General features: G+C 72.2%; 13 protein-coding genes and 1 pseudogene. 8 read left to right on the top strand and 6 right to left on the bottom strand.

Annotated features, from left to right (window positions below; genetic code table 11):
* Positions 1-33: 33 nt before the first annotated feature.
* Together ACFWY6_RS36360 and ACFWY6_RS36355 are read right to left on the bottom strand one after the other, a co-directional pair.
* A complete protein-coding gene (locus tag ACFWY6_RS36360; RefSeq protein WP_384699811.1) occupies positions 34-510 on the bottom strand; it encodes a nitroreductase family deazaflavin-dependent oxidoreductase in 477 nt (158 codons plus the stop codon).
* Entirely contained in the window at positions 510-1,736 is a 1,227-nt protein-coding gene (locus tag ACFWY6_RS36355) for an acyl-CoA dehydrogenase family protein (protein ID WP_384699813.1), read from the bottom strand. Before ACFWY6_RS36355 ends, ACFWY6_RS36360 begins: the two co-directional genes overlap by 1 nt.
* A 154-nt stretch (positions 1,737-1,890) precedes the next feature.
* On the opposite strand from ACFWY6_RS36355, the gene ACFWY6_RS36350 reads away from it, so the two are divergent.
* The 3 genes from ACFWY6_RS36350 (at position 1,891) to ACFWY6_RS36340 (ending at position 4,884) form a co-directional block, all read left to right on the top strand.
* Positions 1,891-3,087, top strand: coding sequence for an acetyl-CoA acetyltransferase (locus ACFWY6_RS36350; RefSeq protein WP_384699809.1), 1,197 nt, complete (start codon positions 1,891-1,893; stop codon positions 3,085-3,087).
* Between the two features lie 644 nt (positions 3,088-3,731).
* The gene (locus tag ACFWY6_RS36345; RefSeq protein ID WP_384699807.1) at positions 3,732-4,148 is read left to right on the top strand and encodes a hypothetical protein; all 417 of its coding nucleotides are present in this window, start codon (positions 3,732-3,734) and stop codon (positions 4,146-4,148) included.
* Between the two features lie 25 nt (positions 4,149-4,173).
* The gene (locus tag ACFWY6_RS36340; protein ID WP_384699805.1) at positions 4,174-4,884 is read left to right on the top strand and encodes a pyridoxal 5'-phosphate synthase; all 711 of its coding nucleotides are present in this window, start codon (positions 4,174-4,176) and stop codon (positions 4,882-4,884) included.
* A 431-nt stretch (positions 4,885-5,315) separates the two neighbouring features.
* On the opposite strand, the gene ACFWY6_RS36335 is transcribed toward ACFWY6_RS36340, so the two are convergent.
* The 3 genes from ACFWY6_RS36335 to ACFWY6_RS36325 form a co-directional block, all read right to left on the bottom strand.
* Entirely contained in the window at positions 5,316-6,197 is an 882-nt protein-coding gene (locus ACFWY6_RS36335) for a GNAT family N-acetyltransferase (RefSeq protein ID WP_384699803.1), read from the bottom strand.
* A gap of 227 nt (positions 6,198-6,424) precedes the next feature.
* Positions 6,425-6,883 carry a Zn-ribbon domain-containing OB-fold protein gene (locus ACFWY6_RS36330; RefSeq protein ID WP_384699801.1) on the bottom strand — a complete coding sequence of 153 codons (459 nt, stop codon included), beginning with the start codon at positions 6,881-6,883 and terminating at the stop codon, positions 6,425-6,427.
* Complete coding sequence (locus ACFWY6_RS36325; protein WP_384699799.1) at positions 6,880-7,332, bottom strand: DoxX family protein; 453 nt, start codon at positions 7,330-7,332, stop codon at positions 6,880-6,882. Before ACFWY6_RS36325 ends, ACFWY6_RS36330 begins: the two co-directional genes overlap by 4 nt.
* Before the next feature lie 199 nt (positions 7,333-7,531).
* On the opposite strand from ACFWY6_RS36325, the gene ACFWY6_RS36320 reads away from it, so the two are divergent.
* The 4 genes from ACFWY6_RS36320 (at position 7,532) to ACFWY6_RS36305 (ending at position 12,669) form a co-directional block, all read left to right on the top strand.
* Complete coding sequence (locus tag ACFWY6_RS36320; RefSeq protein ID WP_384699797.1) at positions 7,532-8,710, top strand: flavin-containing monooxygenase; 1,179 nt, start codon at positions 7,532-7,534, stop codon at positions 8,708-8,710.
* A 360-nt stretch (positions 8,711-9,070) separates the two neighbouring features.
* On the top strand, positions 9,071-11,296 hold the full coding sequence (locus tag ACFWY6_RS36315; RefSeq protein WP_384699795.1) for an acetate--CoA ligase family protein: 2,226 nt from the start codon (positions 9,071-9,073) through the stop codon (positions 11,294-11,296).
* Positions 11,297-11,333: 37 nt separating this feature from the next.
* Positions 11,334-12,158 carry an enoyl-CoA hydratase/isomerase family protein gene (locus ACFWY6_RS36310; protein ID WP_384699793.1) on the top strand — a complete coding sequence of 275 codons (825 nt, stop codon included), beginning with the start codon at positions 11,334-11,336 and terminating at the stop codon, positions 12,156-12,158.
* A 70-nt stretch (positions 12,159-12,228) separates the two neighbouring features.
* Positions 12,229-12,669 carry an RICIN domain-containing protein gene (locus tag ACFWY6_RS36305; RefSeq protein ID WP_384699791.1) on the top strand — a complete coding sequence of 147 codons (441 nt, stop codon included), beginning with the start codon at positions 12,229-12,231 and terminating at the stop codon, positions 12,667-12,669.
* A 97-nt stretch (positions 12,670-12,766) separates the two neighbouring features.
* Here ACFWY6_RS36305 and ACFWY6_RS36300 read toward each other — a convergent pair whose 3' ends face one another.
* Entirely contained in the window at positions 12,767-13,702 is a 936-nt protein-coding gene (locus ACFWY6_RS36300) for a hypothetical protein (RefSeq protein ID WP_384699789.1), read from the bottom strand.
* Between the two features lie 80 nt (positions 13,703-13,782).
* Here ACFWY6_RS36300 and ACFWY6_RS36295 point away from each other — a divergent pair.
* Positions 13,783-14,202 (top strand): annotated as a pseudogene (locus ACFWY6_RS36295) (flavin reductase family protein); the annotation flags it as partial.
* Positions 14,203-14,236: the final 34 nt, after the last annotated feature.

The raw sequence follows: 14,236 nt of genomic DNA, 5'->3' as shown, positions 1-14,236 counted from the left end.
CACCCGTCGTACCCCCCCGGCTGCGGCACCCGCTCAGCTCCGCCGCTCCAGGCGGAACAGTCGTATCTCCCGCTCCACGCGGGATTGATACGTGGCATACGGCGGCCAGAAGGCAAGTACCGCCTCCCAGGCGGCGTCCCGCTCCTCACCCCTCAACAGCCGTGCCCGCACCGGGATGTCCTCGCCCTGCCAGCTCACGTCCGCGTCCGGATTGGCCAGGAGATTGGCCGTCCACGCCGGGTGGCCGGGACGCCCGAAGTTGGACCCGATCAGCACCCAGCCCCCCGTGTCCTTCTCCGGCATGCACGCAAGCGGCGTACGCCTCGGCAGTCCGCTCTTCGCGCCGCGCACCGTCAGGATGACGCCGGGCAGCATCTTCGCGCTGAGCAGGACCTTGCCGCGGGTGAGGCGGTGCACCGTGCGGTCCATCGCCGGGATGAAGTGCGGGGCGATCCTGGCGAATGTGCGCGTCGACGACACCTTCTGGATCAGGCGCAGACCCGGCGGCATCAGACGGCCTCTTCCAGCGCGGCGGCCGGTCCGCCCTCGAAAAGACCCGCCCGTTCCGCCGCCCGCGCCCGCAGCCGGTGCACCGGGCCGAAGAGCAGCTCGTCGCTGGAGGCCCGCTTGAAGTACAGATGCGCCTCGTGCTCCCAGGTGAAGCCGATGCCGCCGTGCAGCTGTACGGCTTCGGACGCGGCGGTCCGCAGCGCGTCGAGGCCCTGGGCGAGCGCGAGCCCGCCGGCCCGTTCGGCGCCCTGTCCGCCGAACCCGGCGGCCTCGGCGCCGACGGCCCACGCCGCGTAGTAGGCGGCCGAGCGCGCGGCCTGGACCTGTACGTACACATCGGCGAGGCGGTGCTTGACCGCCTGGAAGGAACCGATGGCGCGGCCGAACTGCTCGCGCTGCTTCACGTATTCGACGGTCCGCTCCATCACCCGGTCCGCGGCGCCGACGGCCTCCGCGGCGACGACGGTGGCGGCGACGTCACCGACCGCGGCGAGCGCGCCCGGCACATCCGACTCGTCCGTGCCCAGCAACTCCGCTTCCACGTCGCGCAGTTCGACGCGGGCCTGGGTGCGGGTCTCGTCGAGCGCGGTCTGCCGGGTGCGCACCACGCCGGGCGCCTCGTCGCGTACGAGGAAGAGGAGCGTACGGGAGCGTGCGAAGCCTCCCGCGTGTGCGGCCACGACAAGGAGGCCCGCGCTGTGCCCGTCGAGCACCTGCTCGGCCTGCCCGTACAGCCGCCACACCCCGTCGGAGAGCCGTGCCTGTACGCCGCCCGCGCGGCCGCCGCCCGACCAGTCGCCGGAGTTGTCGCCGACGAGACCGAGGGCCGTGGCGAGTCCGGTGCCGGGGACGGCGAGCGCGGCGGTCAGCTCGCCCGCGGCGATGCGGGGCAGCAGCTCGGCGCGCTGCTCCTCGGTGCCGAGGGAGAGGATCAGCGGGGCGGCGAGGACCGCGGTGGCGAAGAGCGGGGTGGGGGCGAGGGCCCGCCCCAACTCCTCGCATCCCAAGGCCAGTTCGGCGGTGGTGCAGCCGACTCCTCCGTACGTCTCCGGGAGGGCGAGGCCGGGAAGACCGAGCTGTTCGGCAAGGGCCGCCCAGAGGGTGGAGTCGTGGCCGGCCGGGGTGCGCACCGCGGCCTTGACCTCGTCGGGGCCGCAGCGTTTGGTGATCACTTCGCGAAGGGTGCGGCGGATCTCGTCCTGCTCCGCGCTGAAGGCGGCGTCCATCGGCAGGCTCCTCCCCAGGGCCCGGCGGCCCGGTACCCAGATCTGACGGGCCGTCATGCTAGGACGGTGGCGGCGATATGCACAGAGCGCTGACGTGACGCGATGCGATCCCGACTCTCGGCCCGAGTCGTTGATCTGATGTACCGTCAGATTCATGGCTGCTGCTACCGCTACCCGCTCCCCTTCCCCCTCCCGCAAGGTCGCCGTCGTAGGTGTCGCCCTCTCGGACTGCGGCCGGGTCGACGAGGCCACTCCCTACGCGCTGCACGCCCAGGCCGCCCGCCGTGCGCTCGCCGACTCCGGGCTCGGCCGCGACGTCATCGACGGCATCGCGTCGGCCGGCCTCGGCACACTCGCACCGGTCGAGGTCGCCGAGTACCTGGGCCTCAAACCCCGCTGGGTGGACTCGACTTCGGTCGGCGGCGCCACCTGGGAGGTGATGGCCGCGCACGCGGCGGAGGCGATAGCGGCGGGACGGGCGAACGCCGTCCTGCTGGTCTACGGATCGACGGCGCGCGCGGACATCAAGGCGAAACGGCGTACGTCGAACCTGTCGTTCGGCGCGCGGGGGCCGCTGCAGTTCGAAGTCCCGTACGGGCACTCGCTGATCGCCAAGTACGCGATGGCCGCGCGCCGCCATATGCACGAGTACGGCACGACGCTGGAGCAGCTCGCGTCGGTGGCCGTGCAGGCGCGGGCGAACGCCGCGACCAACCCGGACGCGATGTTCCGCGAGCCGATCACGGTGGACGAGGTGCTGAGTGGCCCGATGATCGCGGACCCGTTCACCAAGCTGCACTGCTGCATTCGTTCCGACGGCGGCTGCGCGGTGCTGCTGGCCGCCGAGGAGTACGTGGCCGACTGCGCGTCGGCGCCGGTGTGGGTGCTCGGCGCGGGCGAGCACGTCTCGCACACGACGATGTCGGAGTGGGACGACTTCACCGTCTCACCGGCGGCGGTGAGCGGGCGGCTCGCGTTCGAGCGGGCGGGGGTGCGGCCGGAGGACGTGGACGTGGCGCAGATCTACGACGCCTTTACGTATATGACGCTGGTGACGCTGGAGGACCTGGGCTTCTGCGGGAAGGGGGAGGGCGGGGCGTTCGTGGAGAAGGGCCGCCTGCTGCGAGACGGGGAGCTGCCGACGAACACGGACGGCGGCGGCCTCTCCGCCCAACACCCTGGAATGCGGGGGCTGTTCCTGCTGGTGGAGGCGGTGCGGCAGCTGCGGGGCGAGGCGGGCGAGGGCCGCCAGGTGCGGAAGCCGGGAGGCCACCTGCCGGAGCTGGCGGTGGCTTCGGGGACCGGGGGGTGGTTCTGCTCTTCGGGGACGGTGGTGCTGGGGCGGGGGTGAGGGGGCCTCTTGCCGGCCGGGGGAGCGGGGCTGTTCGTCTTGGGGGCGGGGCGGCGGCTTTGGGTGCCGCCTGCGGGGCTGTTCGTCTTGTGGGCGGGGCCGCGGCTTTGGGTGCCGCCTGCGGGGCTGTTCGTCTTGGGGGCGGGGCCGCGCCGGTATGTCCGTACTCGCCATCTCGGTCCGAGCGTCTTGCTGCTTCGGCTCGCGAGGCGTGGGCAACGTGCTCCGTGCGGACATACCGACACGTCCCCTCGCGTCCGCTGCCGAGTGTCGGGCTGGTGGGCGGAAAGGCTTGTTCGGTCAGGGCGGCTGCAGGGCAATCGGGCGGGTGGGCGGGAAAGGCTTGTTCGGTCAGGGCGGCTGCGGGGGAACGGCGCGGGCTACTGAGGGCAGCCCTCCGGGCCTACGCTCGGGCGGATGCGGGGGACGCTGCTCAATGGGCGCTATCGGCTACGCCAACCCATCGGCTCCGGCGGCATGGGCCAGGTCTGGCGCGCCCTCGACGAAAGCCTCGGGCGGGAAGACCGCGTCATACGGAGCGGTGGGCGCTATCCGATGCCGGTGAAGGTCGATCGCGGTCATCGGGGGGCACGGTCGTCACCCGCCCCGACACGGCGTGGGGGACCTGCGCCCGGCCGCCCGGCATGGGGAGCTCGCCGGACCCACCGTCCGAGACGCTCCGCTACCGCTACGTGTCCGAGGAAGTACGACGCCCCGACTGCGCCGATCCCCGCGCCGCCTGGTGCGACCGGATCACGGACCTGAGCCTCTCCCACCTGCCGGGAGCCCTGGAGAGGTATCAGGCAGCCAAAGCCGTCGCCGAGGCACTGGAGTCGGTGACGTCGAAGGGCGCGAGCACATCGGCGTCCTCCGACGACGAGCCGATGGCGGAACCCCGCGAGCAACTGTGGGAAGCCCTGAAGGAAGTCCGGGTCGAGGGTCTCGACGGGCCCTTCAACCTGCTCGGCAGGCCCGGCGACGCGCGAGGGCCGATCTGGATCAAGCGGTACGAGGGTGCGGGCAGGTGGAAGGGCCTCGGTACGACCACCGCCCTCACCTAGATCACGGGTTGACTAGATTCACGGCATGACCGAGATCCCTGAGGCGACGACCGCTGCCCCGACAACCGCCACCGACCCCGAGTCCCAGGGCCGCGCCCTGCTCCGCACGCTGAAGGTGTGGGACACCGAGCTGCCCGCCCTCGACCCTGCGGCGGTCCCCGCCGAACCGCTCCCCCTCTTCTGGCAGTGGTTCGTGGAGGTCGCGCAGGCGGGGCAGGTGGAGCCGCACACGATGAGCCTCGCCACGGCGGACGAGACGGGGCGTCCCGACGTACGGACGATCATGCTGCACGACGTGGACGCGGCCGGCTGGCACTTCGGCTCGCACGCGGGCAGCGCCAAGGGCCGCCAGCTCGCGGCGCGCCCCGAGGCGGCGCTCGGCTTCTACTGGCCCGCGCAGGGCCGCCAGGTCCGGGTGCGCGGCAGGGTCACGGCCGCGGGCCCCGCCGAGAGCCGGGCCGACCTCGCGCGGCGCTCGCCGGGGGCGCTGGCGTCGGCGCTGGTCGGCAGGCAGAGCGAAGTACTGCCGTCGTACGAGGATCTGGTCGCCGCGAGCGAGGCCGCCTGGCAACGGGCACAGGCGGAACCGGACGCACCGGCACCGAGCTGGACGCTGTATGTACTCGCCCCGGAGGAGGTCGAGTTCTTCCAGGGCGACGCGCGACGCCGACATGTGCGACTGCGCTACCGGCGTGCGGCGGACGGCAGTTGGGCCCGCGAGCTGCTGTGGCCGTGAGGCAGGAGCGCCAGGCGTCCACGCCACGAGACCGCACCGCCAGACGCCCACGCCACGAGACCACACCGCCAGACGCCCACGCCATGGGACTCGAGCGTCAGGCGTCTACGCCGTGAGAACTGAGCGTGTCAGGCGCCCACGCCGCGAGACCCGAGCGTGTCAGACGCCCACGCCGCAAGACCCAAACGCCAGACGCCCACGCCATGAGACCCGAGCGTGTCAGACGCCCACGTCGTGCGGCCGGACCAGCTCCCGGTCCACCTACGCCGTACGGCCGGACCCGCCACCGGCCCACCTACGCCGAGAAGTCGGAGCGGCCCCCCGCCCCACCCACGCCGTGCAGTCAGACCCGCCCCCGCCCCACCCACGCCGTGCAGTCAGACCCGCCCCCGCCCCACCTACACCGCGAAGTCGGAGGGGCCCCGCCCCACCTACACCGTGAAGTCGTACAACGTGAAGTCCCGCACCGGCCGATAGCCGATCCGCTGGTACAGCCCATTGCTCGTGGGGTTCTCGAGGTCCGTGAAGAGCAGCACCTCGTCCGCCCCTGCGGCCAGCGCGGCCCGGCTCACCGCGACGGTGGCGGCTCCCGCGTAGCCGCGGCCGCGCAGGGCGGCGGGGGTGTAGACGGGCGCGACCCGGACCTGGCCCGCGACCTGGCGGGTGTTTCCCGCCATGGCGACGGGCGTGCCGTCGGGGGTTTCCCACAGGGTGGCGCCTCCGTAGGCGATGCGGGTGTCGGCCCACGCGCCCGCCTCCATCCCCGCGTGCCCGCCGACGGACTCCTCGAACTCCGTGTGCCAGCGCGCCAGAAGCTCCCGGTCCGCGGCGGTGGCGACGCGCGCGCCGCCCTGCGGTGACGGCTCGGGCGGGGTGAGCGTGCCCAGGCGGTACAGCCGCTGCCGGTAGGCGACGGTGGCGACGGCCCCGGTGCGCCGCTGCCAGGCGTCGGCGAACGCGGCCGCGGTGGCCTCCTCACCGCCGACGCCGGGCAGTTGCCGCCCCGCGTCGGCGAGCACCGCGGCGAGCTCGTCGGCCGCGGAGGCGTCGACGAGCGGACCCAGGGCGAGACCATGCGGCGGCGTCCACACAAAGGCACCGCTCACACCACCACCGCCGCCACCACCGGCGAGGACTCCGAAGAGGGGCGCCCCGCCCCCGTACGCATGAAGGCCCCGCGCACGCAGCGTCTCGGTGACGCTGAGCAGCGCCGTGTGCGGGGCGGGAGCGGAGTGCAGGAAGTCCTGCGCGCGGGCACGGAATTCGTCGAGGTCGGAGGTCAACTGCCAGCGAGGTTCGGAAGATGAGGCCATGGACGATGATCTCCCGCACCGGGTGAGGTGCGGAAACGATTTCTGGCCTGCGAGCACCCGTCGCCACACAGCGGCGGCCCGACCCCCACGCACCCGCAGCGCGCGACGAGACGCGAGGGGACGTGTCGGTATGTCCGCACGGAGCACGGCAAGCAGCACTCCCCAGCCGAAGCGGCAAAGCGCTCGGACCGAGATGGCGAGTACGGACATACCGGCGCGGCCCCGCCCTACAACCGAGGCCCCCCGCCGGCCCCCACCCCCCTGAACACCGCCACCGCAAACCCCCCGGCCTCCCGGAAGGCCACCTCAAGCCCCATCCCGATGCGCAGCTCGTCCTCCCCGCAGTCGACGATCTCCGTCATCATGCGCGGTCCCTCGGCGAGGTCGACGACGGCGGCGATGTACGGGACGCGGCCGCCGAAAGGCGGCAGATCGTTCCGGTGGACGACCGACCAGGTGTAGAGCGTCGCGCGGCCGCTCGCCCGCTCCCAGGTGACGTCCTCGCTCCAGCAGCGGGGGCAGAACTCGCGTGGATAGTGGTGCGCCGCGCCGCACCCGCCGCAGCGGCGGATCAGGAGCCGCCCCTCGGCTGCCGCGTCCCAGTAGGGCCGGGTGAAGGCGTCGGGCTCGGGAAGGTCGAAGCGCGGGCCCGCAGCGCTCCCCGCGCCCCCGGAAGCAGCGCTCACAGGAACAGTCCCATCGCATTGTCGAGCGACCACGACTGCCAGGACATGGCGAAGAGGGCGACGAGCGAGATCAGCGCCATCATCGCGTTCTGCCCTTGCTCGGCCCAGTCGTGGATCATGAGGACGAGGTAGAGGAGGTTGAGCAGCACACCGCCGATCAGGGCGATCGGGGTGAGGAAACCGGCGATCAGGCCGAGACCCAGGGCGAGTTCGGCGTAGACGACGACGTACGCCATGGTCTTGGGGCGCGGCGCGACCACCGTGTCGAAGCCGCTGCGGACCGCGTTCCACTTGTGCTTGGCGGCCACGTCGGCCGCCCAGGCGATGCCCGTGCCGCGCTCGAACCAGCCCTTCTTGTCCTTGTGCCGCCAGCTCTCCAGCCACCACAGGCCGAGGCCTATGCGGAGCACGGCGAGCCATTCGGCGCCGGTGAGCCAGATCGTGTCCATGCCGTGGCCTCTCCCGCTTACTCGGCTTTCGGGTACGCGTTTCTGACGGTACGTCAGTTCAGCGCATGGGCGGCGACCGCGCAAGAGGCGTACGAGAGATGCACGAGAGGCACACCACGTACACGCGTGTGATCAATTCGCAACCGGTTTGGGGCTTGACCGTCCCCCATCAAGTGACCACGTGATTACGCTCAGGTGCATGGCCGACACCACTCCCCCACAAGCGCCACAGCAAGACCGTCCCGTGTACGTCATCGGCGGCGGACCCGGCGGGCTCTCGGTCGCTGCCGCCCTGCGCGCACGCGGCGTACGCGCGGTCGTCCTCGAGCGGTCCGACCGCGTCGGCGCCTCCTGGCGCGGGCACTACGACCGCCTCCGTCTGCACACGACACGACGCCTCTCCGCGCTGCCGGGGCTCCCGATACCGCGCGCGTTCGGACGCTGGGTGTCACGTGACAACGTGCTCCGCTACCTGGAGAAGTACGCCGAGTTCCACCAGTTGGAGACCGTCACCGGCGTCGAGGTCTCCCGCCTCGAACCGGCCCCCGACGGCAACGGCTGGCTGCTGCACGCCACCGGCGGCCGCCGGCTGACCGGCAGCGCGGTCGTGATCGCCACCGGCTACAACCACACGCCCCACCTGCCCGACTGGCCCGGCCGCGACGCGTACGCGGGCGAACTCCTGCACGCGAGCGCCTACCGCAACGCGAGCCCTTACGAAGGCAAGGACGTCCTGGTCGTCGGCGTCGGCAACACCGGCGCCGAGATCGCCGTCGACCTCGCCGACGGCGGCGCGTCCCGCGTACGGCTCGCGGTGCGCACCGCGCCGCACATCGTGCGCCGCTCCACGGCCGGCTGGCCCGCGCAGCTCTCCGGGATCCTGTGCCGCAGGCTCCCGGTGTCCCTGGTGGACCGCATCGCGCGCCCGCTCGCCAAGGTGAGCGTTCCCGACCTGGCCGAGCAGGGGCTGCCGCGCCCGGACACGGGCCTGTACTCGCGGGTCACCGAGGGGGCGATCCCCGTACAGGACGTGGGTCTGATCGACGCCGTGCGCAAGGGACGGGTCGAACCGGTCGCGGCCGTCGAGTCCTTCGAGGACGGCAAGATCGCCCTCGCTGACGGCACCCGTATCGGCCCCGAGGTGGTCATCGCCGCCACGGGCTACCGGCGCGCGCTCGAACCCCTCGTCGGCGACCTCGGCGTACTCGACGAGCGGGGCGCACCTGTCGCCCACGGATCGCGGACGCCACGGACGGCGCCGGGCCTCTACTTCACCGGCTTCACGAACCCGATCAGCGGAATGCTGCGCGAACTGGCCCTGGACGCCGAGAAGATCGCGAAGGCGGTGGCGAGGACACACGGGGCGGGGCGCAGGTAAGCGCGGCCGAGCCCCAAGGGGGCGCCCCGAAGGGGCGCGGGGAACTGCGCGACCAGCCACGACGGCGCAGCAGTCGACACACAACACCGCCCACGACGGCGCACAGTCGACACACACACCCGCCCACAACGGCCCCGCAGTCATCCAACGCCCCCGGCCACCGAGGGATGGCACCCCCGGTGGCCGATACAACCCCCCTCCCAACGCCCAGCCCCCGGCAGGGGGTAGCACCCCCGGGCCACCGGGTACAGCTCAAGGGACGCCCCACTGTTTCGTGCAGCACTGTTCCTGACGCAGCGTCAGTTCAGTAATCTGACTGAGCGTCAGTTGAGTTGCTGTCACACAGGAGCGGGCGGACCGATGCTTGGATCGACTTACGGCACCTTCACCACCGACCCCCGCCGCGCGCGTGTTGTGGCCTGCGGCGAAGCCCCGGCGCCCAGCGTCCACGGCCGGGCCGCCACGGCGGACGACCTGGACGTCAGCGGCCGTCCGCTGCACGCCGACGTACCGGATCTCGACCGGTTCTTCCGCCCCGAGTCCGTCGCCGTCATCGGCGCGTCGGACGCCGAAGGCCGGCCCAACACCGGCATCACGCGCCAGCTCATCGACTGGGCCGAGCGCGGCGGCGCCCGGCTGCATCCGGTGCACCCCACCCGTCAGTCCGTCTTCGGCATACGCTGCTTCCCTTCCGTCGCGGACCTGCCGGAACAGGTCGATCTGGCCGTACTCCTCGTCAGCGATCCGCTGCCGGTGATCGAGGAACTCGCCGAGTCCAAGGTCAAGTTCGCCGTCGCCTTCGCCTCCGGGTTCGCCGAGACCGGCGAGGAGGGCGCGGCCGCCCAGGCCCGCCTCGCCGCCGCCGTCGAGCGCTCGGGCCTTCGGCTGCTCGGGCCGAACACCAATCTCAACGCCTTCGAGCGGTTCCGCGACGATCTGGACGGCCCCGCGATCGCCCTGATCACCCAGTCCGGCCACCAGGGCCGGCCCGTCTTCACGCTGCAGGAGATCGGCATACGCCTCTCCCACTGGGCACCCACCGGCAACGAAGCCGACCTGGAGACCGCCGACTTCATCTCCTACTTCGCCGAGCAGCCCGAGGTCGGGGCCATCGCCTGCTACGTCGAAGGCCTCAAGGACGGCCGCTCCTTCCTGCTCGCCGCCGACCGGGCGGCCCGGCACGGCGTACCCGTCGTCGCCGTCAAGGTCGGCCGCACCGAGACCGGCGCCAAGATGGCCGCCTCACACACCGGCAAGCTCACCGGCGCCGACGCGGTCGTCGACGCGGCGATGCGGCAGTACGGCGTGATCCGCGTGGACGGACTCGACGAACTCCAGGACACCTCCGCCCTGTTGGCCCGCGCGCGGGCGCCGCGGGCCGACGGCGTCGTCGTCTATTCGATCTCGGGCGGCACGGGCGCGCACTTCTCGGACCTGGCGACCGAGGCGGGGCTGCGGCTCCCCACCCTCTCCGGCGCCAAGCAGACGGAGCTGCACCAGTGGATACCGGACTATCTGAACGTCGCCAATCCCGTCGACAACGGCGGGCATCCGGTCGGCGACTGGCGCGGCCGGAAGATCATCGACGCGATCCTGGACGACCCGGAGGTGGGGGTGCTCATCTGCCCCATCACCGGCCCCTTTCCACCCATGAGCGACAAGCTCGCGCAGGACCTGGTGGACGCGGCGGAACAGACGGACAAGCTGGTGTGCGTGGTGTGGGGCTCGCCCGTCGGCACCGAGGAGGCCTACCGCACGACGCTGCTCGGCTCCTCGCGCGTCGCCACCTTCCGCACCTTCGCCAACTGCATCACGGCGGTGCGCGCCTATCTCGACCACCACCGCTTCACGGCCGGCTACCGCTCCCCCTTCGCCGAAGCGCCCCGCACCGCGTCGCCGTCCTTCCGCAAGGCCCAGGCCCTGATGCGGCCGGGCAAGCAGCTGAGCGAGCACGCGGCGAAGCAGCTGCTGCGCGCGTACGGGATTCGCGTACCGCGCGAGCAGTTGGTGACCAGCGCGGCGGCGGCCGTGCGGGCGGCGGGGCTCGTCGGCTACCCGGTCGTGATGAAGGCCTCTGGCGCGCGGCTCGCCCACAAGAGCGAACTCGGCCTGGTGAAGGTCGGGCTGACCTCGGCCAGCCAGGTACGGGACGCCTATCGGGAGCTGACCGACATCGCGCGCTACGAGGGGATCGCGCTTGACGGCGTACTGGTCTGCCAGATGGTGGAGCGAGGCGTCGAGATGGTGGTCGGCGTCACCCAGGACGAGCTGTTCGGCCCGACCGTGACCGTGGGTCTTGGCGGGGTCCTTGTCGAAGTCCTGCGGGACGTGGCCGTGCGGGTCCCGCCCTTTGGGGAGGCCCAGGCCTCCGCGATGCTTTCCGAGCTGCGGGGGCGGGCTCTGCTTGACGGGGTTCGAGGGGCGCCGCCTGCTGACATCGACGCGCTCGTCGAAGTCGTGCTGCGGGTGCAGCGGATGGCGCTTGAACTGGGGGATGGTATCGCCGAGTTGGACATCAATCCGCTGATGGTGCTGCCCCGGGGGCAGGGGGCCGTCGCGCTCGACGCGCTTGCCGTCTGCCGCTGACCGAACCCACCCCCGCACGAAACGGAGCCACTCCCGCATGCCGGCCTCCCCCGAAAAGTCCCCCGAAATCTCCCTCGACTCATTGGTACTCCACGCCACTGACAACGGCGTCTCGTGGATCACCCTCAACCGGCCCGAAGCCATGAACGCCGTCACCTGGGACCAGCGCGAACGCGTCATCTCGCTGCTCGCCGACGCCTCCGCCGACCCCGCCGTCCGCGCCGTCGTGCTCACCGCCACCGGCAAGGGTTTCTGCGCCGGGGCCGATCTGCGGGGTGCGCCGAGCGGCGGCGAGCGGGTTCCCGGCGACGTGGCCCGCACCATCAGGCTCGGCGCCCAGCGGCTCGTCGCGGCCGTCCTCGACTGCGAGAAGCCGGTGATCGCCGCGGTCAACGGCACCGCGGCCGGCATCGGCGCGCATCTCGCGTTCGCCTGCGACCTGGTCATCGCCGCCGAACCGGCCAGGTTCATCGAGGTGTTCGTGCGGCGCGGACTCGTGCCGGACGGCGGCGGCGCCTATCTGCTGCCGCGGCTCGTCGGGCCGCAGCGGGCGAAGGAGCTGATGTTCTTCGGGGACGCGCTGCCCGCCGCGGACGCCGAACGGCTCGGCCTCGTCAATCGCGTCGTACCGGCGGACGAGCTGGAGAAGACGGCCCGCGCCTGGGCCGAACGCCTCGCCACAGGGCCGACCCGAGCCATCGCCATGACCAAGCAGCTGGTCAACGCCGCCCTCGAATCCGACCGCGCGACCGCCTTCGCGGCGGAGGCCGCCGCGCAGGAGATCAACATGACGACGGCGGACGCCAACGAGGGCGTGGCCAGTTTCGTCGAACGGCGCACCCCGTCGTACGAGGGGCGTTGACGCCCGGCCGCAGCCTCCTATGTTGAGGGCAGAGGACAAGGGTGACCGCCTCCCCGACCCAGGAGGGCTCATGGCCGGAAGCCTGCCCGAAGGCGTCTACCTCTTCAGGAACGACGCCAGCGGTCTGTACATGGAGCTCGTCGACAGCGACCTCGGCCCGAACGTGCCGGTCGTCGGCGCCGTCGCCAGCAAGCTGGCGGGCCAGCAGTGGGAGGTCGCCGCCTTCACGGGCGACGAAGAGAACCCCACGGTCGGCGACGAGTACACGATCAAGAGCAAGCTCGGCGATGCCTACGTCGGGCAGCGCGCGGCGCGGCTCTTCCCGCCCAGGCTCGGCTCGCACGACAGGCCGACGCCATGGCACATCGAGTATGTCGACGAGGGCACCGTCCGCATCCGCAGCCGCTTCGACGACGTCATGGACCTGGCGGGCGGCGACACGGGGCGGGACATCCTGCTGGTCCCGTGGACCGGGCTGAACACCCAGCGCTGGATCCCCGAAGAGGTGTAGCTCCGGAGAGGTGCAGCTCCGGAGAGGTGCGGCTCCTGAGAGGTGCGGCTCCGAAGAGGTGCAGCTCCGAAGAGGTGCGGCTCCGGAGAGGTGCGGCTCAGTCCTTGACCAGGATCTCGACCTCGGGCGCGTCCACATCGCCGAGCACCACGAACAGCTCCGGGTCGTCCTCCGTGCCGCCGATCGTCCAGGTCTCCCTGCCGTCGCAGCCGTCCGTCTCGATGACGACCACGGGCCGCCGGTCGTCCACGTCGACGTCGATCGTCCAGGTGCCGGTGGTCTCGCAGCGCGAGGCTTCGAGAGCGTCCACGGGGTCGACCATGTCCTCGTCCACCGTGCTGTCCTCGTACGGATTCGGGGCAAGGTCCACCCGCCCGTCCGCCCGCAGCCGCAGGACCGCCTTGCCGCCGTCCTCGTGGCGCCACACCCCGGCGACCTGCTCGACGCCGAGCTGCGGCGGCTCGTACTCCCTGATGACGCCCGTGACGGTGGCCAGGAAGGACGCCCCCACGAGCGCCACGCACAGTCCCGCCGATGCCAGGCCCGACCGGAACCAGATCCTGCGCCGCGGCGCCCGTGCAAGCCCGCGCCCCGGACGCCCTTCCCAGTACGCGACGGCCAGCGCGGGCAGCACACCGCTCGCCGCCGCCCACAGCGTGACCCCGGCGAACGGGCCGCCGAAGGCGGCGAAGACGATCCCCCACCCCGCACCCGGCACCAGCTGGCCGGCCAGGGTCCAGGCCCACTCCGGGCCGCGCCGCACCCTGCGGGCGACCGCACGCCCCAGCGCGAGGCCCGGAACGGTCTGCACGCACGCGTGCACCAGGCCGAGGACCGGGAGGAGCAGCGGCAGGAGGAGGGCGACGCAGACGAGCCCGAAGGCCCCGCCGTAGCCGGCCGTCCCGTAGGAGTCGTCGTCCAGGGACAGCACGAAGGCGACCACAGCGGCCACCGGAAGCTGCGCGGCGCCCGCCGCGGCGGCGGCCGTCACATGCTCGTTGTCCCAGGCGTCCCGCACGTTCCCCCACGTCATGGGGCTGAAGATACGCCGCCCCCGACGGCACTCAGGCAGTACCCTCCGCACCCTTCCCATCTGACGGTCCGTCAGCTTCAATGGCTGATGTGATGGGACACGCTGGGATGGCGGCCACCGCCGTCCGATACCTCAGGTCGGTCGGGGCATCGACCACCACCGGGCCGGTCGAGGCCCTGCCGCGCCCGCAGCTGCGGGCCGTCGGCGACGACGAGCGGGCTCCGCTCGATCCGGGCGAATTCCGGCGTGTGCTGGGGAACTTCGCCACCGGCGTGACCGTTGTCACGGCACCGGCATCGGAAGGCGAACCGGGCCCGGCCGGATTCGCCTGCCAGTCCTTCTCCTCGCTCTCCCTCGACCCGCCGCTCGTCTCGTTCATGGTCGCGCGTACGTCGACGACGTGGCCCCGCATCGCCCGCGCGGGCGTCTTCTGCGTGAACGTCCTGGGCGCCGACCAGGGCGAGCTGTGGCGCGGCGTCGCGGGCAGCGGCGCCGGCAAGTGAGCGGGGGTGGTGGAACAGGCGGCGCCGGGCA

The sequence above is a fragment of the Streptomyces sp. NPDC059037 genome, from assembly GCF_042740015.1.
Classification (GTDB): Bacteria; Actinomycetota; Actinomycetes; order Streptomycetales; family Streptomycetaceae; genus Streptomyces.
Note: the sequence above shows the minus strand (reverse complement) of the source record. Positions and strands in the feature narration are given on the sequence as shown.